Here is a 20405-nt window from a genome sequence, read left to right as displayed (position 1 = left end):
GCCGATCCGGGCCGTCAACACCCTTTTTGCCGGCCGGCGCGGCGAACCACCCGTAAGCCTGGCGGTGGATGATCGCGGTCTTTCCCGCGCCGGGGCTGGCGCTCGGGAGCAGCACGCCTCAATCTCGACACGCTGGGTCGTGAGATGAGATTGCCGGGCGCGGATGTCGCCTCCGGTATGGTCGAGCCCGGCCTCAGCGCCGCGGATCCCGCGGGAACACCCGTTCGCCATCGTCTTCTCAGGGCCTTCGAGTGAAGCGCGAGCGACTCAAGATCGGCGACGTGGCCGCCCTCCCCCCGGCACGCGGGGTGCACGAGCCTCTCGACCATCTCGGCGCGACCGCGACGCAGATCGACCGACGCGCCGTCAACCTCCGCTGGCTCTGCGCCAGCAGCCTCACCGGCCTGACCGGCGCCGGTCTGATCGCTGCGGCGCTCCACGTGTCCCTCCAGGGCGACGTCTCCTTCGCGGCCATTCCCGAGAAGGCGGCGATCATGCCCCGCCCCCAGCCGAGCGAGAGCGGCGCCAACATCGCCCGCAAGGGCGACCGGCTGGTGCGCAACCTCATGATCGCCTCGGCCAAGCAGAGCTTCAAGGCGCCGGTCACGGTCCGCCTCGGCGACCGCGAGATCATCAAGGCCAAGGCCTTCGTGCGGCTGACGACGCCCCTGTCGATGACGACGGGCGTCTACGCCGCCGAGCCGCCCCGCTTCGACCCCATGAAGTTCGTCTCCGACGAGCCGCTGGAGCGCGCGCCCGATGCGTCCGCCGACGCCCCCAGCGCCGAGGTCACCGTGGTCAAGCGCGAACTCGCCGACGCTGCCGTCGACGCCAACGCGCCCGCCCTCAGCGACGACGACGTCACCGCGCAGGTCGAGGAGGAGCGCCGTATCGCCGCCGAGGCAGGGCGCCGCGCCGCCATCCCGATCGCCCCGCAGATCATGCTGTCGCGGACGCTCCAGCAGGGCGCGGCCGGCGACGGCGACGGCGCGGCGCCGAAGGACGCGAACCCCTTCAAGTCCATCGAGGTGCTGGTCGTCCCGGAGAACGTCACGAAGGTCGCCAAGGTCGAGCTGAAGGCCAACGAGGCGCCGCTCGTGGAGGAGCGCGATCTCGCGCTGAAGCGCGGCGAGACACTGGAGACCACGCTCAAGGCCACCGGCCTCGCGAGCGACGATGCCGTTCGCGGCATCGTCGCCGCGCTCGGGGGCAAGACCCGCACCGCTGCCCTCAACGAGGGGCAGCCGATGCGCGTCCAGGTCGCCCCCGGGCCCCGTCCCGGCGATCCCCGCCAGGTGACGCGCGTGGTGCTGTACGGCGAGAACGGCATCGAGGGCATCGCGGCCCTGAACGACCGCGGCGCCTTCGTGTCGGTGGCGCCCCCCGCCGAGGAGGCCCCCTCCCCCAAGGGACAGCCTCAGGCGGAGGCCGGCGAGGACGAGGACGAGGATTCCGGCTCCGGGCCGCGCCTGTACCAGAGCCTCTACGAGACGGCCGCGCGCCACGACCTGCCGCGGGCCACGGTCGAGGACATCGTCCGCGTCTTCAGCTACGACCTCGACTTCCAGCGCCGCATCGGCAGCGGTGACGGGCTCGACGTCTTCTACAGCACCGACGACGAGGCCAGCGCCGATCGTCCGGACCTGCTCTACGCGGCCCTGACGCTCGGCGGAGAGACCCGCAAGGTCTACCGCTTCCAGTCGCCGGACGACGGCACGATCGACTACCTCGACGAGCAGGGCCGGTCGCTGAAGAAGTTCCTGCTGCGCAAGCCCATCGCCGACGGGATCATGCGCTCCGGCTTCGGTTACCGCCGCCACCCGGTGCTGGGCTACGCCAAGCTGCACACGGGCGTCGACTGGTCGAACCCGATCGGCACGCCGATCATGGCGGCCGGCAACGGCGTGGTGATCCGCGCGGAGATGACCTCGGGCTACGGCAACCGGGTCGAGCTGCAGCACGTCAACGGCTACGTGACGACCTACAACCACATGTCGCGGTTCGGCCGCGGCATCCGCGAGGGCGTCAAGGTCCGGCAGGGCCAGATCGTCGGCTATGTCGGCTCGACCGGCCTGTCGACCGGCGCGCACCTCCACTACGAGGTGATCATCAACGGCCACTTCGTCGACCCGATGAAGATCCGCGTCCCCCGCGGCCGGGAACTCGACGGGCGCCTGCTCGCCGACTTCAAGCGCCAGCGCGAGCAGATCGACGCCACCATGCAGAAGTCGAAGAGCGCGACCGCCCTCGCCCAGCGCGACGCGGCGGTCCGCTGAGGGAGCGCGCTGTCGTTCAGGCGAAGCCGAGCCGGGCGCGGACAGCCTCGGGCGTCGCGCCGGCCTGCCGAAGGTCGGCGAGGGATCGCGAGCCGCGCGACTTGGCCAGCTTCTCGCCTCCGGTATCGAGTAGCAGCGCGTGGTGGCGGTAGCGCGGGACCGGCAGGCCGAGCAGGGCCTGCAGGAGCACGTGCAGGTCGGTGGCCGCCTCGAGGTCGCGGCCCCGCACCACGTGGGTGATCCCCTCCGCCGCGTCGTCGTGGACCACGGCGAGGTGGTAGCTCGTCGGCACGTCGCGCCGGGCGATCACCGCGTCCCCCCAGCGTGCCGGATCCGCCGCGACCCGGTGCGCGCCGGCCGTGTCGAAGGCGACGTAGCCGTGGGTCGGGCCGGCGTGGCGCAGGGCGGCCGTCATGTCGAGCCGCCAGGTATGCGGGTCGCCGCGGGCGATCCGGTCCGCGGCCGCCGCCCGGTCCAGGTGGCGGCAGGTGCCGGGATAGAGCGGCACGCCGTCCGGATCGCGGGGGCCGTCGCCGCCGGAGGCGACGCGCGCCCGGATCTGGCCGCGTGAGCAGAAGCACGGATAGGCGAGCCCGCTCGCGATCAGCCCGTCGAGGGCGGACCGGTAGGCCGCGATGTGCCAGGACTGGCGCCGCACCGGTTCGGGATAGGTCAGCCCGAGCCAGGCGAGGTCGGTGACGATCCCGTCGACGAAGTCCGGCTTCGAGCGCGCGGGATCGATGTCCTCGATCCGCAGGCGGCAGACGCCCCCCATCCGGGCGGCGAGGTCCGCGTTGAGCAGCGCCGAGTAGGCGTGGCCGAGGTGCAGACGCCCGTTCGGGCTCGGCGCGAAGCGCAGCACCGGAGCCGCGGCGGTCACGGACCGGTCCGGCAGATCACCCGTCCCGGCGGGTCAGGCACTGCGGCGCGCCGGGCTGGCAGGCGATCCCGGGCAGCGAGCAGGCCGGTCCCTCCGCCAGGCGGCGGCAGACCTTGCAGCCGTCGGTCCACTCGAGGCAGGCCGGATCGTCGGCCGCCGACACCGCCGGCGACGCGTGCCGCGCCGGCGCCAGGGCGCCGATGAGCACGGTGGCGATCACGAGGATCGCGATGCCCCAGGCGGCAAGCGCGCCGCTCGACGAGCGCGGTGCGGGCGACGGAGGGCTGACGGTCGACATGGGCCTCCTGTTGGCGCGGGACCCGCCCGCCTGTCAACGCGCGCTCAGGCGGCCCGCGCGGATCGGCGCTCCAGCAGCGGCGGGAGCAGCTTCAGATTCAGCGGCTTGGCCAGGAACCCGTCGAAGCCGGCCGCCCGGGCGGCGGCCTCGTCCTCCCGGCCGGCATTCGCGGTCAGCGCGACGAGGTGGAGGCGGTCCGCGCCGTCCGCTTCGGCGGCGCGGATCCGCCGGGCGGTCTCGTGCCCGTCGAGGCGGGGCATCCGCACGTCGATCAGCGCGAGGTCGAAGGGGCCGTCCGTCTCCAGCCGCGCGAGGGCCTCGAGGCCGTCGACGGCGTGGACCACCGTGGCGCCGAGGCGCTCCAGGGCACGAGTCGCCAGCAGGGCGTTGATCGGGTTGTCCTCGGCCAGCAGGATCCGCAGGCTGGAGCCGACGCGCGCCGGCTCCGCCGCCGGCGCGGCCGCGGCCTCGACCGGGCCCGTCGACGCGAGCAGGCGCTCGAACAGGGACCGCGGCCGGACCGGCTTGATCAGGTAGCCGTCGAAGCCGGCCGCGCCGGGGGACCCGAAGCCGCGCCGGTCGAACGGCGAGAGGAGCACGAGGCTGGTGCGGACCCCGCAGGCGCGGGCCGCGTCGGCGATCTGGCGCACCGCCGCGTCGCCCAGTGCCCGGTCGGCCAGCACCGCGTCGAAGGCCGCGCCCGACAGGGCGTCGAGGCCCGATTCCAGGCTGTCGACGATCACGGTGGCGGCCCCGGCCCGGGATAGGCTGCGGGCGAGGTACGGGGCCTGGAACGGCGAGTCGGCGACGATCAGGCAGCGCCGCGGGGCGAGTGTCGGCAGCGGCGCGCGCCCGCTATCCTCGGCCGCCGCGACCTCGGCGAGCGGCAGCAGGACCCGGAAGGTCGAGCCCCGGCCGAGGCGCGAGTCCGCCTCGATCCGCCCGCCCATGCGGGTCACGAGCCGCCGCGTGATGGCGAGGCCCAGCCCCGTGCCCTCGTGGCTGCGGCTCGCGCTGCCGTCGCCCTGCTCGAACTCCTCGAACAGGATCGGCAGCCGCTCCTCCGGGATCCCCGGGCCGGTATCCGCCACGGCGAGCACGACCTCGCCGCCGGTCCCGGCCCGCGCGAAGCTCAGGCTGACGCCGACGCCGCCGCGCTCGGTGAACTTGATGGCGTTGCCGGCGAGGTTGATCAGGATCTGCCGCACCCGGTCGGCGTCGCCCAGGATCGCGGCCGGGAAGTCCTCGGCCACGTCGAGGGCGATCTCGATGCCCTTGTCCTGGGCGCGGGGCGCCAGCAGCTCGACGACCCCCTCGGAGAGGGCCGGCAGGTCGAAGGGCTCGGCCGCGAGGTCCAGGCGCCCGGCCTCGATCCGCGAGAAGTCGAGGACCCCGTCGATCAGGCCGAGCAGCGCCTGGCCGCTGGTGCGCACCGCCTCCACGTAGGTGCGCTGCTCGGGGTTCAACGCGGTCCCGAGCACGAGATCGGCCATGCCCAGGATGCCGTTGAGCGGCGTCCGCATCTCGTGGCTCACGGTCGCCAGGAAGCGGGATTTGGCGACGCTCGCCGCCTTGGCGCGCTCCAGGGCCGCGTCGCGGCTGCGGATCGCCTCCACCCGCGCGGTCACGTCCCGGCCCGCCCGCAGCCAGTGCGTCGCGTCGCCGTGCGCCACCGGCATCTCCACGAAGGCGAACCAGCGCGCCCGCCCGTCCGCCGTCCGGACCTGCGCCTCCAGGCGGCGGACCCCGTCCGGCCCGATCTCCACGGCGTTCCGGTCGAGGATCTCGAGATCGTCCTGGGAGCCGATCAGCGCGATCGGCTCGCGGCCGAGGAGGCGGGCGAAATCCTCGTTGGCGTAGGTGATGCGCCCGCGGGCATCCCGCTGGACGATGATCTCGGTGGTGGCGGCCACCAGGGCGCGGTAGCGGTCCTCGCTCTCGCTGATCCGCCAGAGGCGGTCCTGCAGCCGCTCGGCCTCGCGCTCGGCGCGCCGCGTTCCGAGCCGGCGCCAGAGGGCGAAGGCCAGTGCGGCCGCGGTCAGGAGCGCCAGGACAGGCGCCAGCGTGTCGATCATTCCGGCCTCCCCGGCATCGGGCCGGTCCGCCGCAGGATCGCAGCCGAAGCTGAAGGCGGCGTTGGGAAAGGCCCTTAACCGCCGGTTGCGGACTTCGCGGAGTCCGCGGCGGAATCCGCGGCGGAGTCCGCGACGCGGCGCGGGATCAACGGTACCGTGCGGTGATCCGAGAAGCGGCTCGCGAGTTGCCTGCCAGGACGCAGGTCCGGACGGAGACGGTACATGCCCGGTGAGCACTACGACGTCATCATTGTCGGGTCCGGTCCCGGCGGCGGCACGATGGCGTGGCGCCTCGCCCAGACCGGCAAGCGCATCCTGCTGATCGAGCGCGGCGACTACCTGCTGCGCGAGCCGCGGAACTGGGACAGTCAGGCGGTGATCGTCGACGGCTACTACCAGGCCAAGGAGACGTGGTACTCGTCCGACGGCAAGAGCTTCCACCCCGGCCTGCACTACTACGTCGGCGGAAACTCGAAGTTCTACGGCTCGATCCTCTTCCGCCTCCGCGAGAGGGACTTCGCCGAGATCCGCCACCAGGACGGCGTCGCGCCGGCCTGGCCCGTCGGATACGACGTCTTCGAGCCGTACTATCAGGCGGCCGAGGAGCTGTTCCACGTCCACGGCCTGCGCGGCGAGGACCCGACCGAGCCCTGGTCGACGAAGCCCTACGCCCATCCGCCGGTGGCGCACGAGCCGCGGATCCAGGAGCTGTTCGACAACCTGAAACGGGCGGGCCACCACCCGTTCCACCTGCCGGTGGGCGTGCGGCTGGTGGAGAAGGACGGCCGCGCGGTGCCGACCTCGCCCTGCATCAAGTGCGAGTCGTTCGACGGCTTCCCCTGCCCCACCAACGGCAAGTCGGACGCGCAGACCATGGTGGTCGACCCTGCCCTGCGCGACTGCCCGAACCTGACGCTGCTCACCCGCACCTACATCGAGCGCCTCGTCACCGACGCCTCCGGCCGCACCGTCACGGGCGTCGTCGGGAACCGGGACGGCGCGCCGTTCGAGGCCTCGGCCGACATCGTGGTGGTGGCCTGCGGCGCCCTCTCCTCGGCGCTGCTGCTGCTGCGCTCGGCCAGCGACCGCCACCCGAGCGGCCTCGCCAACGGGTCGGATCAGGTCGGGCGCAACTACATGCGCCACAACAACTCGACGGTGCTGGCGATCTCGAAGGTCCCGAACCCGACCCGGTTCCAGAAGACGCTCGGCCTCAACGACTTCTACTTCGGCGATCCGGACCCGAAGGACGGCTGGGACTTCCCGCTCGGCCACATCCAGATGGTCGGCAAGTCGGACGGCGCCCAGATCCACGGCGAGGGCCTGCCCGGCTTCCTGCAATGGTTCCCCGACAAGCCGTTCGACTGGATCGCCAAGCACTCCGTCGACTTCTGGCTGACTTCCGAGGACGTGCCGCTGCCGCAGAACCGGATCTTCTACAAGGACGGCAAGGTCCATCTCGACCTCACCGAGACGAACGTCGAGGCGCACAAGCGGCTCCGGCACAAGCTGCGCGAGATCTGCAGCTTCACCGACATCCACCCGCACCTGTTCGACCGCTCGCTCTACCTGGGCAAGAACGTCCCGATCGGCGGGACGGCCCACCAGGCGGGGACCCTGCGGTTCGGCGCGGATCCGAGGACGTCGGTGCTCGACACCAACTGCAAGGCGCACGAGCTGGACAACCTCTACGTGACCGATGCCAGCTTCTTCCCGTCGATCGGCGCCGTGAACCCGACGCTGACGATCATCGCCAACGCCCTGCGGGTTGCCGACCATCTCGTGGCGCGGATGGGCGCCGAGGACACGATCGCGCCGCCCCGGCTCTTCGACCACACCGAGCCGCGGGAGCCGCTGCCGGCCTGAGGAGCGGCGGGGCGCGGAACACCGCTCTCCCCGGCTCGTCCCGAGGTGCCGGCACCGGACACGCGTGATCGTCCCCGCGCGCCGACTGGCGCCGGGGGCATGGCCCGGGAGGCGAGCACGAGGGACGCGGGACGCCGCGGGAACCCAGGTGTCGGCCAAGTACGCGCGGGATCCGATCCCCGCGGCGCCCCGCGGCATCGGCCGGGCATGGTCCCCGGCCGGTGCCGTCTGTCTCGTCGCGGCGTCTCCGACGTCCCGGTCCTGCGACTCCCCGTTAGCGGTCTCTGTCGAGGTGCGCGCACGCCGTGCCCGCACCTCCGGAACCCGCATCGGCGCCGTGGCCTTCCAGCCGTCCCCCGCCTCGTAGTGGGCGGGTCCGCAGGTCGCTCAGGGTCGGCCCAGAGGCGGGTCGGCGCGGGGGCATTTCCTCACCCCGCCGGGCACAGTGCCGCCCGGTCTCACGCCCGCATCCGAGGCACGCCCCGCACCGGTCCGTCGCCCGGGGCGATGGCGGCTGAGAGCCACCGACGCGGGCGCCGCCCCGTCCCCGGACCCGACCGGTCAGCCACCGGGCGGGCCCCCGAAGGACGCCCCGGGATCGCTCCCGGGCCGCCGCGGACAGGTGCGGTCAGGAAGCACAAAATAGGAACATTGTCAAGGCAAACTGAGCCGCGCGCCCCGGTCGACGCCCCTCTCCGTCATCGCGAGCGCAGCGAAGCGACCCAGGGCGGCGCAACATCGGCAAGGTCGCGCTGCTGGCTCGCTTCGCTCCGCTCGCATGGACGTCGGTGCCGAGAAACCATCGGCCGCTGGCACCGTCACATGGGCCGAGCCCTGCCGTCACTCCGGGACGCCGCGGCGCGACTTCGGGATGACGGGCAAGCCGTCGCATCTGCTATGTCGGCACTCCGATCCTCCACCGAACGCGACGCCCGTGGCCATCGACCATATCGATCTCAGCCGGATCGACCTGAACCTGCTGGTCGCCCTCGACGCGCTGCTCGACGAGCGCAGCGTCACGCGGGCCGCCGCACGGGTCGGGATCGGCCAGTCGGCGATGAGCTCGAGCCTCGCCCGCCTGCGCCGCTTGTTCGACGACGAGCTCCTGACCCGGGCGCCGGACGGGATGCGGCCGACGCCCCGCGCCCTGAAGATCGCCGAGCCGCTGCGCGCCACCCTCCGGCAGGTGCAGGCGCTGGTGCACCGGGAGGAGCGGTTCGACCCGGCCACCGTCGCGCGCACCTTCACGGTGAGCCTGCCCGACAGCGTCGAGGCGCTGCTCGGGCCGCGGCTGATCGCGCAGCTCCGCCGGGACGCGCCCGGCATCCGGCTGCTGCTGCGCTCCGTCGACCGGACCCGCATCCTCGACGAGCTCGACGCCGACCGGGTCGACCTCGCCATCGGCCTGTTCTCGGAGGGGCAGCTCCACCACAAGCAGCGCCTCCTCTACCGGGACAGCTACGTGGTGCTGTTCAACGCCGCCCTGATCGGCCTGGAGCCGCCGATCGGGCTCGACGATTACCTGCGCTTCCCCCACGTGCTGACGTCCCTGCGCGAGACCGCCCACGGGGTCGTCGACGACGCCCTCGCGCTGATCGGGCGCTCGCGCACCCTGGCGGTGACGACCCCGCGCTTCCTCGTGGTCCCGTTCATGGTCCGCGCGGCGCCGGTGATCGCCACGATGCACGCCCGGCTCGCCACCTCCTTCGCCAGCGCCCTGGCGCTGAGCGTCAGCCCCGTGCCGGTGCCCCTCGACGACGTGCCCGTGTCGATGCTGTGGCACGCCTCCTACGACCACGACCCGGCCCACCGCTGGCTGCGGGACCTCCTGGTCCGGCTGGCCCACGAGCCGCCGGCGCCGGGCATCATCTGATACGCTTTCCGCTTGAACGCGACGGTCGACGCATTCCGTGCCGTCCTCACGAGCGGAGCGAAGTGACCCAGGACAGCGCGAGGCTGGCCGGCGTCGCGCGATCTGGATCGCTTCGCTCCGCTCGCGAGGACGGACGTGCGGACGGCATCGACCGGCCGCGAGCAGACCGCACCGTCACAGGCACGGATCCGCTGCGGCCTCCAGGCGGCCGCGCGCGATCGCCGCGCGGAAAAGGGCGAAGTCGGCCGCATTGCGCTCCGCGTAGGCCGCGGCCCAGTCGGCGATCGCCCCGCTCAGGTCGTGGTGCTTGCCGCTGCCGCAATAGCCGGCGATCGCCGCCGCGTCGCCGGTCCGCGCGTGGGCGCGCGCCAGCAGCGTCCCGTAGGCGTACGAGAAGGTCAGGAGCGGCGCGCCGGACATCCGCGCCAGCGGGATCGCGCCCTTCAGGTTCTTCATCTGGCGCACGTAGAACGGGCGGCCCGCGATGCTGGTCCAGCCGAGCAGCGGGTCGCCCACCGCCTGGAGCAGGCGCTGGCCGTAGATCACCCGCTCGCCCTCGTGCCCGGAGAACGGCGCCGGCACGCCCGGCAGGTACGGCGCGTGCGCCGGTCGGACCGCCTCCTTGACCTGCAGGAAGAGCGCGTCGGCGTCGGAATTGCCGAACAGCAGGGCGACGTAGGCCCGGGTCCCGACGCTGCCGACGCCGACGACGCGGTGGGCGACGTCGACCACGTGGTAGCGATCGAGCATGAAGCGCCGCTCCCGCGGCAGGGTCTCGGCGTAGCGCTCCAGGCCGGTGACGACGCCCTCGCGGGTCGCCGCGTCCACGGGCGTCAGGATCGGCGCGTCGGTCTGCAATTGCCAGGTGCCGTCGGTGCGCCGCTCGGCCACCTGGGCGAGCAGGCTGCGGTTGTTGCGACGCCGCGCCTTGTCAACCGCCCGGCGGACCACGGCCCGGGCCTCCGCGTTCATCTGCAGCCCGGCGATGTGCGGGCCGTCGGCGCGGGTCGTCTGGTACCAGACGTCGAGGGAGCCCTGCGGCGCGAGGCGCCGCATCGTGTGCTGGTAGCCGGAGACCGCCTCCATGACGGCCGCGCGCCGCTCGGCCGCCGGCACGCCGGCGTCGTCCGTGGCGACCGCCAGCCCGGCCGCGAGGCGCTTGAGGTCCCACTCCCACGGGCCGATCGTGACCTCGTCGAAATCGTTGAGGTCGAGGACGATGTCGCGCTGCGGCGTGCCGAACAGGCCGAAATTGTCGGTGTGCGCGTCGCCGTTCATCACGACGTCGATGCCGCTGCGCGGCCCGCGCGACAGGTCCCAGGCCATGACGTGCGCGGCCCCGCGCAGGAACGCGAAGGGCGAGCTCGCCATCCGGGCGACCCGCAGCGGGATCAGGTGCGGCTGGCGGCCCGCGTGGGCGGCCTCGATCAGGGCGACCGGGTCGGGCCGGTCGGGATCGGAAGCCAGCGCGGCCTGGCCCGCGTGGGGCACCTCGGCGCGCAGCCGCTTGCCGGCCCTGCGCCGCTTGTCCCAGGCCTCGACGCCCGCGCGGAGGTCGATCCGCGGGAAATCGGCGACCGGTGCCAGCACCGAGTCCACGGCCGGGGCATCCGCCTCCCGGTCCCCCGGCGGCACGGTCTTGTCGCTCTCGATGCGATCCATCGCTGTCCCATCGCGGCAGCCGGGTCGGCCCCGCCGGTGCGCTCGACCGGCCCGAAGCCGGGGCGGCGGACCGCACGTTAGCATCCGGCCGGCTCTGTGACGTCACGGGCCCGGACGGCCCTTGACCACCCTACAGGGGGGCCCTCTAACGAACCGAGTATTCGGGGGGTGTTCCTCCCTCTCGTGTCGTTCACGGCCTCGCGATCACAGTGCCGGAATCGACCCGGACGGCCGGGGAACACCGTTACATCAGCGAGACGTCGCATGCCCAAAGGTTCAGATCTCCTCGTCGCGGCCCTCGAGAACGAGGGCGTCGACCGCATCTTCGGGATTCCCGGGGAGGAGAACCTCGACGTCGTCGAATCTCTGCGCAACTCCAAGATCGAGCTGGTCCTGACCCGCCACGAGCAGGCGGCGTCCTTCATGGCCGCCACCCACGGCCGACTCACCGGCCGCCCCGGCGTCTGCCTCTCGACCCTCGGCCCGGGCGCCCTGAACTTCTCCACCGGCGCGGCCTACGCCCATCTCGGCGCCATGCCGATGATCATCATCACCGGCCAGAAGGGCATCCTGTCCTCGCGCCAAGCCAAGTTCCAGATCGTCGACGTGATCTCGTCGATGAAGCCGATCACCAAGATGGCCCGGCAGATCGTCTCGGCCTCCTCGATCCCCACCATCGTGCGCGACGCCTTCCGGGTCGCCACCGAGGAGCGGCCCGGCCCGGTGCTGCTGGAGCTGCCCGAGGACATCGCCTCCGAGGAGGCCGAGGCCGACCTCGTCCCCTCGCACCCGATCGACATCCCGGTCGCGCACCCGACCGCCATCGCGCGCGCCGCGGACATGATCCTGAAGGCCAAGCGCCCGCTGATCATGCTGGGCGCCGCCGCGAGCCGCCCCCGCGCCACCGGCGAGCTCGGGGGCTTCGTGCAGCGCACCGGCATCCCGTTCTTCACCACCCAGATGGGCAAGGGCACCGTCGCGGGCGGGACCGACCTCTACATGGGCACCGCGGCCCTATCCGAGCGCGACTACGTCCACGAGGCGATCGACAAGGCCGACCTGATCATCGCCATCGGCCACGACACGATCGAGAAGCCGCCCTTCTTCATGGGCCAGGCCGACCAGAAGGTCGTCCACATCGGCTACATGCCGGCCAACGTCGAGCAGGTGTACTATCCGGATGCCGAGGTGGTGGGCGACCTCGGCCCGACGCTGAAGCTCCTGGCCGACAAGCTCGACGGCAAGCTCCCGAACGCGGGCGCGCTGCTGCACCTGCGCGAGCACATCCTCGGCCACATCGCCGACCGGGCCGGCGAGGACCGCTTCCCGGTGACGCCGCAGCGCCTCGTGCGCGACGTGCGCCGGGTGATCCCGGAGGACGGGATCGTGTGCCTCGACAACGGCATGTACAAGATCTGGTTCGCCCGGAACTACCGCACCTACGTCGCCAACACGCTGCTCCTCGACAACGCGCTGGCCACGATGGGCGCGGGCCTGCCCTCGGCCATGATGGCGGCGATGCTCTACCCGAAGCGGCGCGTGATGGCCGTGTGCGGCGACGGCGGGTTCATGATGAACAGCCAGGAGATGGAGACCGCCGTCCGGCTGAAGCTCAACCTCGTGGTGCTGGTGCTCGACGACTCGGCCTACGGGATGATCCGCTGGAAGCAGGCGGTCGACAAGTTCGCCGATTACGGCATGACCTTCAGCAACCCGGACTTCGTCCTCTACGCCAAGTCGTACGGGGCGACCGGCCACCGGGTCGAGTCGGTCAACGACCTCGTGCCGACGCTGGACCGGGCCTTCGCGGCGGGCGGGGTGCACCTCGTGGCGGTGCCGATCGACTACTCGGAGAACACCCGCGTGCTGGTCGACGAGCTGCGCGCCAAGGTGAAGGATTTCGAGCCGGCCGAGTGAGGCCGGTTTCGCAGATGGTCGGCACGCAAGACAGGGCAGCGCGATGAACCCGTTCACCTTCCAGACCACGCCGAACGTGCTGTTCGAGGCCGGCGCCGCGAAGAAGCTGCCCGAGATCGTCGGCAGCTTCGGGGCCAAGCGCGTCCTCCTCGTCACCGACAAGGGCGTGCGCAGCGCCGGCCTCACCCAGGCCGCCGAGGCGGCACTGGCGGAAGCCGGCGTCACCCTCGACGTCTACGAGGACGTGGTCGCCGACCCGCCCTCGACGGTGATCGAGGCGGCGGCCAAGCGCGCCCGGGAGCTCGGGACCGACCTCGTCCTGTCGATCGGCGGCGGCTCGGCCCTCGATACCGCCAAGCTCGTGGCCTACCTCGCCAAGTCCGACGAGCCGCTCGACGCGATCTACGGCGTCGGCCTCGCCAAGGGCGACCGCCTGCCGCTGATCCTGGTGCCGACCACGGCCGGCACCGGCTCGGAGGTGACGCCGATCTCGATCGTCACGACGCCGACCACCGAGAAGAAGGGCGTCGTCGCGCCGAAGCTCCTGCCCGACTGGGCGGTGCTCGACCCGGAGCTGACGCTGGGCCTGCCGTCGCACGTCACCGCGGCGACCGGCATCGACGCCATGGTCCACGCCATCGAGGCCTTCACCAGCAAGAACAAGAAGAACCCGATCTCCGACCAGCTCGCCAAGCAGGCCCTGGCGCTGCTCTCGGCCAACATCCGGACCGCCTGCACGGACGGGAAGAACCTCGAGGCGCGCTCCGGCATGCTGCTCGGCTCGATGCTGGCCGGCATGGCCTTCGCCAACGCGCCGGTGGCGGCGGTGCACGCCCTCGCCTACCCGGTCGGCGCGATCTTCCACGTGCCGCACGGGCTCTCGAACGCCCTGGTGCTGATGGGGGTGATGCGCTTCAACCTCTCGCACGCGGAGGCGCTCTACGCTGAGCTCGCTCCGATCCTCGACCCCGCGGCCGCCGACCTGCCGCGGCCCGAGGCCGCCAAGCGCTTCGTGGAGAGCCTCGACGCGATCTGCCGCGACTGCAAGGTTCCGGCCTCGCTCGCCGAGGTCGGCGTCGCCCGGCAGGACCTGGAGCGCATGGCCACCGATGCGATGAAGCAGACGCGGCTCCTCGTGAACAACCCGCGCGAGGTCACCTACGACGACGCCTTCGCGATCTACGCGGAAGCCCTCGGGGAAGCGCGACCGGCCGCGTGAGCGCGGGTCGCCGGCTCCGTCATCGCGAGCGCAGCGAAGCGACCCAGGGCGGCGCGACCTCGCCGAGCGTGGCGCTGCTGGATTGCTTCGCTCCGCTCGCGGGGACGGGGGCGACGGTTTCAGCCTCGGGGCTGTGAGGAGAGACGCCAGCATGGACCAGTTCGACGCGTTCCGGGCGATGAGCGAGTTCTGGACGCGGGCCGGTGCGGGCTTCTTCACCCCGGGCGCCGGGCAGTCCGCGCCCGGGTTCGGCTGGCCGGCCTTCCCGGGCGGCGACCTCGCGGATCTCGCCGCGGCGCAGGCCAAGCTGACCGAGGCCTGGACCGCCGCCAGCGCCCTCTCGCAGACGCTGACGCGCTCGCTCCAGGGCGGCCCCGGCGCGCCGGACCCGACGGCCGGAGCGGTGCTCGCCCGGATCTTCGATCCGCAGGCCTGGCTCGGCGGCTCGGCCGAGTTCGACGCCGCCCTGACCCGCATGGCCGAGGGCCCGCAGCTCGCCGACCTGTGGCAGACCGAGCGGCGCTACGCGGCGCTGTTCACCGCCTGGGCGAGCCTGCGGCGGGCGCAGAGCGAGCATCAGGCCGTGATGCTGCAGGCCTGGACGCGGGCAGCCGGGACCTTCGCCCAGGAGGCCAATGCCCGCGCCGAGCGCGGCGAGAGCTTCGCCTCGGCCCGGGACATGATGAGCGGGTGGATCGAGACCGCCAACGCGGTCCTCCTGGAGGTCCAGCGCTCCGACGCGTTCCTGGGCTCGCAGCGGGCGGTCCTGCGGGCCTCCACGGACCTCCGGCTCGCCCAGCAGGACGTCGCGGCGTTCCTGTCCGAGTTCTACGGCCAGCCGACCCGGGCCGAGCTCGACGACGTCCACAAGAGCCTGACCGAGCTGCGCCGGGAGGTCCGGGCGCTCCGCCGCGAGCGTCGGCAGGCCGGGAAGACCGCGAGAGCCGGCGGTTCACGGGTCGGGGAGGACGCCCATGGCTGATCAGGAGAAGCCGAAGGGGCCGGCCGCCCCGCTGAATCTCACCCCGGCCGCGTTGCTGGCCGAGGTCGGCACCCTCGGCCGCCGCATCAGCGAGGGCGCCAGGCTGTTCGCCGATGTCAGCGACGCCGATGTCGAGATCGCCACCACGCCGAAGGACCTGGTCTGGAGCCAGGACAAGGTCAGCCTCTACCGCTACCGGCCGCTCGCTGAGAGCAAGGGCCTGCCGCCGGTGCTGATCGTCTACGGCCTGATCGGCCGCTACACGATGGCCGACCTTCAGGAGGACCGCTCGCTCGTCCGCAACCTGCTGAATCTCGGCCTCGACCTCTACGTGGTCGACTGGGGCAATCCCAGCCGGGCCGACCGCTACGTCACCATCGACGATTACGTGGACGGCTACCTCGCCGAGTGCGTCGCCTTCATCCAGGAGGCGGCCGGGCGGGAGAGGATCAGCCTGCTCGGCATCTGCGAGGGCGGCGTCTTCACCACCTGCTACGCGGCGCTCTACCCCGAGACCGTCAACGCGATGGTGCTGACCATCACGCCGATCGATTTCCACGCCGACACGCGGGAGAACCGGGCCGGCCACGGCTTCATCAACGTCTGGACCCGGTCGCTCACGCCCGAGGATGTCGACCGGCTGATCGAGGCGCAGGGGTCGCTGCCCGGCGCCTTCATGGGCTCGGTGTTCTCGATGATGACGCCGATGCGCACCATGACGAAATACAACCTCGACCTGCTCGACGCCCTCGACGACAAGAAGAAGTTCCTGAACTTCCTCCGCATGGAGAAGTGGATCGCCGACCGGCCGGACCATCCCGGCGAGGCCGCCAAGCAGTGGCTGAAGGACCTCTACCAAGACAACAAGCTGGTCGAGAGCGCCTTCGAGCTCGGCGGCCGGCGGGTGGACCTGAAGGCCATCACCTGCCCGGTGCTGAACGTCTTCGCCCAGGACGACCACATCATCCCGCCGGCCACCTCGCAGGCGCTGAAGGACAGGATCGGCACCACCGACTACACCGAGATGGGTCTGCCCGGCGGCCATGTCGGCGTCTTCGTCGGCGGCAAGGCACAGAAGCTGCTGGGCTCCGGCATCGCCGACTGGCTCGGCAAGCGGGGGTAGGATGTCTGCCCGACAGTCCTCGATGAGCGCGACGCCCCTCCCCGCCCACGTCTGCCGGGACGGCCACTGGATACGCACATCGTGCGCGGCGCCGTGGCGGCAGGATCGAGCGCGGGTTCCCTCTCCCGTGCGGGAGAGGGACAGGGTGAGGGATCAGGTTCGTCCGGAGAAGCCGCGCCATGCACGCGCATCGACGGCGCGCTCCATCCTGAAGCTTCTCGTCCCTCACCCCGACCCTCTCCCGCACGGGAGAGGGGGCGTGTCGCGGTCTGTCACCAATGCCAGCGATCGATCCAGTCCGGCGGACATCATAGCCTCCCTGCGCGGGGGGCGAACCGCATCCCGGGCGCCGAGGACCACCCGATGGGCAGCCTGAAGAACAAGATCGTCAGCGCCGATGAGGCCGCCGCCATCCTGCAGGACGGCGACATGGTCGCGGTCTCGGGCTTCGTCGGGATCGGCACGCCCGACGAGCTGATCCTGGCGCTCGCCCGCCGCTTCGAATCCGGCAACGGCCCGCACGGGATCGGCCTGATGTTCGCGGCCGCCCCCGGCGACGGCAAGGAGCGCGGCCTCAACAAGCTCGCGATCCCGGGCCTCGTCCGCCGCGTCGTCGGCGGCCACTGGGCGCTCGTGCCGAAGCTCGGCGCCATGGCGGTGGCGGGCGAGATCGAGGCCTACAACCTGCCGCTCGGCGTGGTCTCGCACCTCTACCGCGAGATCGCCGCCCACACGCCGGGCCACATCACCAAAGTGGGGTTACGCACCTTCGTCGACCCCCGTCTGGAGGGCGGCAAGCTCAACGCCGTCACGAAGGAAGACCTCGTCAGCGTGGTCGAGCTCGGCGGCGAATCCTGGCTCCACTACAAGGCCTTCCCGGTCAACGTCGCGCTGGTCCGCGGCACCACGGCCGACCCCGCCGGCAACATCACCATGGAGCGCGAGGCGCTCACCCTCGACAACCTCGCCGCCGCCATGGCGGCGAAGAACTCGGGCGGCTTCGTGATCGCCCAGGTCGAGCGGCTCGCCGAGGCCGGCTCGCTCAACCCGCGCGAGGTGCAGGTGCCCGGCGTGCTGGTCGATTGCGTGGTCCTGAGCAGTCCCGAGAACCACCGCCAGACCTACGGCACGCCCTACAACCACGCCTTCACGGGCCGCCAGCGCGTGCCGCTCGATCGGATCGCCCCGATGGCGCTCGATATCCGCAAGGTCATCGCCCGGCGCTGCGCCTTCGAGCTGCCGCCGGGCGGCGTGGTCAATCTCGGCATCGGCATGCCCGAGGGCGTCGCGGCGGTCGCCGCCGAGGAGCGGGTGCTGAAATACCTGACGCTCACCGCCGAGCCCGGCGTGATCGGCGGCCTGCCGCAGGGTGGGCTGGATTTCGGCGCCGCCCTCAACCCGGCCGCCGTGCTGCACCAGAACCAGCAATTCGACTTCTACGACGGCGGCGGCCTCGATCTCGCCTGCCTGGGCCTCGCCCAGTGCGACGCCGAGGGCAACGTCAACGTCAGCCGGTTCGGCAAGAAGCTCGCGGGCGCGGGCGGGTTCATCAACATTTCGCAGAACGCCAAGAGCCTCGTCTTCGCCGGCACCTTCACGGCCGACGGCCTCAAGGTGGCGGTGGAGGACGGCGGCATCCGGATCCTCAGCGAGGGCCGCTCGCGGAAATTCATCGCCGCGGTCGAGCAGGTGACCTTCTCGGGGGCCTACGCGGCCGAGCGCGGCCAGCCGGTGCTCTACGTGACCGAGCGCTGCGTGTTCCGCCGGACGCGGGCCGGCATGGAGCTGGTCGAGGTCGCGCCGGGCATCGACATCGCGCGCGACATCCTCGGCCAGATGGGCTTCACCCCGATCGTGCAGGATCCGCAGCCGATGGATCCGCGCCTGTTCCGCGAGTCCGTGATGGCGCTGGAACCCTGGCTGCTGGGCCTCTCGCTGTCGGAGCGGATCAGCTACGACCCGGAGCGCAACATCCTGTTCTCGAACCTCGAGGGCTTCCAGGTCCGGACCATCGACGACGTCGAGCTGGTGCGCCGCGAATACGAGCGCGCCTGCCAGGAGATCGGCCGCAAGGTCCACCTGATCGCCAATTACGACGGGTTCGAGATCGACCCGACGGTGAGCGACGCCTACTTCTCGGCGATCGCCTATCTCGAAAACCGCTATTACGAGACCGCGTCCCGGTATACCACGAGCGCGTTCTTGCGATTGAAACTCGGCGCCTCGTTGGCGAGCCGTGACCTGGCTCCCCATGTCTTCGAGACAAAAGCCGAGGCGCAGGCGAGGAATACGGCCCAGAGCGTGCCTCTCAAGCCGCGGCCCGGCATGTCCCAGCCCGACATGCCGCGGCCGCCGAAGGAACCGTTGGATGCCTGAGTTCGAGATCCCCTCCCTGAAGGACCGCGCCCTGCTGGTCGATGCCTGCCTGATCGGCGGCGCATGGTCGAAGGCCGGTTCCGGCAGCATCGACGTCACCAACCCGGCGACCGGCGCGCTGATCGCCAAGGTGCCGAATGCCGGCGCCGACGAGACCCGGCAGGCGATCAAGGCGGCGCACGAGGCCTACCCGGCGTGGCGCGCCAAGACCGCCAACGAGCGCGCCGTGCTGCTGCGCAAGCTCGCGGCGCTCGTGACCGAGCATCAGGAGGATCTCGCGCAGATCCTCACCGCCGAGCAGGGCAAGTCGCTGACCGAGTCCCGCGGCGAGGTCGCCATGTCGGCGGCCTACGTGCTGTGGTTCGCGGAAGAGGCGCGCCGCGTCTACGGCGACGTGGTCCCCTCCCCCTGGGGCGACCGCAAGATCCTCGTCACCAAGGAGCCGGTCGGCGTTGTGGCGGCGATCACGCCGTGGAACTTCCCGTCCTCGATGATCGCCCGCAAGATCGCCCCGGCTCTGGCCGCCGGCTGCCCGATCGTGATCAAGCCCGCCTCGCAGACGCCGCTCTCGGGCCTCGCCTGGGGCGTGCTGTGCGAGCGCGCCGGCTTCCCGGCCGGCACGGTCTCGATCCTCACCGGCTCGGCCCGGGCGATCGGCGCCGAGATGACCGGCAACCCGCTCGTCAAGAAGATCACGTTCACGGGCTCCACCGAGGTTGGCAAGGTGCTGCTGGAGCAGGCCGCCCACACGGTGAAGAAGGTATCGATGGAGCTCGGCGGCAACGCGCCCTTCATCGTGTTCGACGACGCCGACCTCGACAAGGCGGTGGCGGGCGCGATGCTCGCCAAGTACCGCAATTCCGGCCAGACCTGCATCTGCACCAACCGGTTCCTGGTGCAGGACGGGATCTACGACGCCTTCGCGGAGAAGATGGCCGAGGCGGCCAACCGCCTGAAGGTCGGCAACGGCGTCGAGGACGGCGTCGCCCAGGGGCCGCTGATCGACATGGCGGCCGTGGAGAAGACCGAGGCCCATATCCGCGACGCCGTCGAGAAGGGCGGCCGGGTGGTGGCGGGCGGCCACCGCCACGCGCTGGGCGGCCAGTTCTTCGAGCCGACGGTGATCACCGGCGCCACCCCCGCCATGGCGGTGGCCCGGGAGGAGACGTTCGGGCCGCTGGCGCCGCTGTTCCGCTTCCGCGACGAGGCGGAGGCGATCCGCATGGCCAACGACACCGAGTACGGGCTCGCCTGCTACTTCTACACCCGCGACCTCGGCCGGACCTTCCGGGTCGCGGAGGCGCTGGAATACGGCATGGTCGGGATCAACGAGGGTATCATCACCACCGAGGTGGCGCCCTTCGGCGGCGTGAAGGAATCCGGCCTCGGCCGCGAGGGCTCGTACCAGGGCATCGAGGATTACCTGAACACCAAGTACCTGTGCGTGGGCGGCCTCGGCGCGTAGGGCCGGGGCACACACCGGTCCGGATCGGGACCTGACGGGATCTCCCTCCCCCCGCGCAGGCGGGAGGGAGAACCGGCGGGGCCTACTTCCCGCTCGGCGCAGCGCCGCTGCCCGTGGCGCCGTTGCCCGAGCTGCTGCCGGCGGGGGCGCCGGGCGTGCTGACCCGCGGGCCGCCGCTGGTGCCGGGCGCCATGCCGGCGCCGGTGGAGCCGGTGCTCTCCATGGACCCGGCCCCCGTCCCGGTGCCGCCCACCGCGCCGGACTTGTTGACGTTGCCCTGGTTGGCGCCGCCGGTCTGCGGCGCCTGGGCCAGCGCCGCGCCGGACGTGGCGAGAACGACGGACGTGGCGAGGGCGAGGATCGTCTTCGACATGGGGCCTCCTGACAGGTCGT

The 20405-nt window shown here is 71.9% G+C and carries 14 protein-coding genes; 9 read left to right on the top strand and 5 right to left on the bottom strand.

What is annotated here, in order from left to right; genetic code table 11:
• Nucleotides 1-251: 251 nt before the first annotated feature.
• Nucleotides 252-2276 (top strand): M23 family metallopeptidase, encoded by a 2025-nt coding sequence (locus ACLBYG_RS27165; protein WP_103986087.1) that lies wholly within the window; start codon nucleotides 252-254, stop codon nucleotides 2274-2276.
• Between the two features lie 16 nt (nucleotides 2277-2292).
• Here ACLBYG_RS27165 and gluQRS read toward each other — a convergent pair whose 3' ends face one another.
• From gluQRS to ACLBYG_RS27150, 3 genes are read right to left on the bottom strand one after another with little or no spacing between them, the layout of a single operon-like run.
• Nucleotides 2293-3156: a tRNA glutamyl-Q(34) synthetase GluQRS gene (gene gluQRS / locus ACLBYG_RS27160; RefSeq protein ID WP_447683521.1), complete on the bottom strand. Its 864-nt coding sequence runs from the start codon at nucleotides 3154-3156 to the stop codon at nucleotides 2293-2295.
• Between the two features lie 16 nt (nucleotides 3157-3172).
• Nucleotides 3173-3454 (bottom strand): hypothetical protein, encoded by a 282-nt coding sequence (locus ACLBYG_RS27155; protein WP_447683520.1) that lies wholly within the window; start codon nucleotides 3452-3454, stop codon nucleotides 3173-3175.
• Nucleotides 3455-3498: 44 nt separating this feature from the next.
• Entirely contained in the window at nucleotides 3499-5529 is a 2031-nt protein-coding gene (locus ACLBYG_RS27150) for an ATP-binding protein (RefSeq protein ID WP_447683519.1), read from the bottom strand.
• A 222-nt stretch (nucleotides 5530-5751) separates the two neighbouring features.
• On the opposite strand from ACLBYG_RS27150, the gene ACLBYG_RS27145 reads away from it, so the two are divergent.
• Nucleotides 5752-7395 (top strand): GMC oxidoreductase, encoded by a 1644-nt coding sequence (locus ACLBYG_RS27145; protein WP_447683518.1) that lies wholly within the window; start codon nucleotides 5752-5754, stop codon nucleotides 7393-7395.
• Between the two features lie 934 nt (nucleotides 7396-8329).
• Nucleotides 8330-9268, top strand: coding sequence for a LysR family transcriptional regulator (locus ACLBYG_RS27140; protein ID WP_056527693.1), 939 nt, complete (start codon nucleotides 8330-8332; stop codon nucleotides 9266-9268).
• Between the two features lie 174 nt (nucleotides 9269-9442).
• Here the strand turns inward: ACLBYG_RS27140 and ACLBYG_RS27135 are convergent, their stop codons facing one another.
• Complete coding sequence (locus ACLBYG_RS27135; protein ID WP_447683517.1) at nucleotides 9443-10930, bottom strand: DUF2252 domain-containing protein; 1488 nt, start codon at nucleotides 10928-10930, stop codon at nucleotides 9443-9445.
• 264 nt (nucleotides 10931-11194) lie between these two features.
• Here ACLBYG_RS27135 and ACLBYG_RS27130 point away from each other — a divergent pair, with 264 nt between their 5' ends.
• From ACLBYG_RS27130 to ACLBYG_RS27105, 6 genes are all read left to right on the top strand, one after another.
• Nucleotides 11195-12847: an acetolactate synthase large subunit gene (locus ACLBYG_RS27130; RefSeq protein WP_020095074.1), complete on the top strand. Its 1653-nt coding sequence runs from the start codon at nucleotides 11195-11197 to the stop codon at nucleotides 12845-12847.
• Between the two features lie 43 nt (nucleotides 12848-12890).
• Nucleotides 12891-14066, top strand: coding sequence for an iron-containing alcohol dehydrogenase (locus tag ACLBYG_RS27125; RefSeq protein WP_447683516.1), 1176 nt, complete (start codon nucleotides 12891-12893; stop codon nucleotides 14064-14066).
• A 151-nt stretch (nucleotides 14067-14217) separates the two neighbouring features.
• Nucleotides 14218-15048 carry a poly(R)-hydroxyalkanoic acid synthase subunit PhaE gene (locus ACLBYG_RS27120; protein ID WP_447683515.1) on the top strand — a complete coding sequence of 277 codons (831 nt, stop codon included), beginning with the start codon at nucleotides 14218-14220 and terminating at the stop codon, nucleotides 15046-15048.
• Nucleotides 15041-16171: a class III poly(R)-hydroxyalkanoic acid synthase subunit PhaC gene (phaC, locus tag ACLBYG_RS27115; protein ID WP_447683514.1), complete on the top strand. Its 1131-nt coding sequence runs from the start codon at nucleotides 15041-15043 to the stop codon at nucleotides 16169-16171. Before ACLBYG_RS27120 ends, phaC begins: the two co-directional genes overlap by 8 nt.
• A gap of 363 nt (nucleotides 16172-16534) precedes the next feature.
• Nucleotides 16535-18547 (top strand): acyl CoA:acetate/3-ketoacid CoA transferase, encoded by a 2013-nt coding sequence (locus ACLBYG_RS27110; RefSeq protein WP_447683513.1) that lies wholly within the window; start codon nucleotides 16535-16537, stop codon nucleotides 18545-18547.
• Entirely contained in the window at nucleotides 18540-20012 is a 1473-nt protein-coding gene (locus tag ACLBYG_RS27105; protein ID WP_447683512.1) for an NAD-dependent succinate-semialdehyde dehydrogenase, read from the top strand. The genes ACLBYG_RS27110 and ACLBYG_RS27105 overlap by 8 nt, the downstream gene beginning before the upstream one ends.
• A gap of 82 nt (nucleotides 20013-20094) precedes the next feature.
• Here the strand turns inward: ACLBYG_RS27105 and ACLBYG_RS27100 are convergent, their stop codons facing one another.
• The gene (locus tag ACLBYG_RS27100; RefSeq protein WP_427509022.1) at nucleotides 20095-20385 is read right to left on the bottom strand and encodes a hypothetical protein; all 291 of its coding nucleotides are present in this window, start codon (nucleotides 20383-20385) and stop codon (nucleotides 20095-20097) included.
• Nucleotides 20386-20405 lie beyond the last annotated feature (20 nt).

The organism is Methylobacterium sp. D53M (genome assembly GCF_053345625.1).
This window is presented reverse-complemented; position numbering and strand designations above follow the sequence as displayed.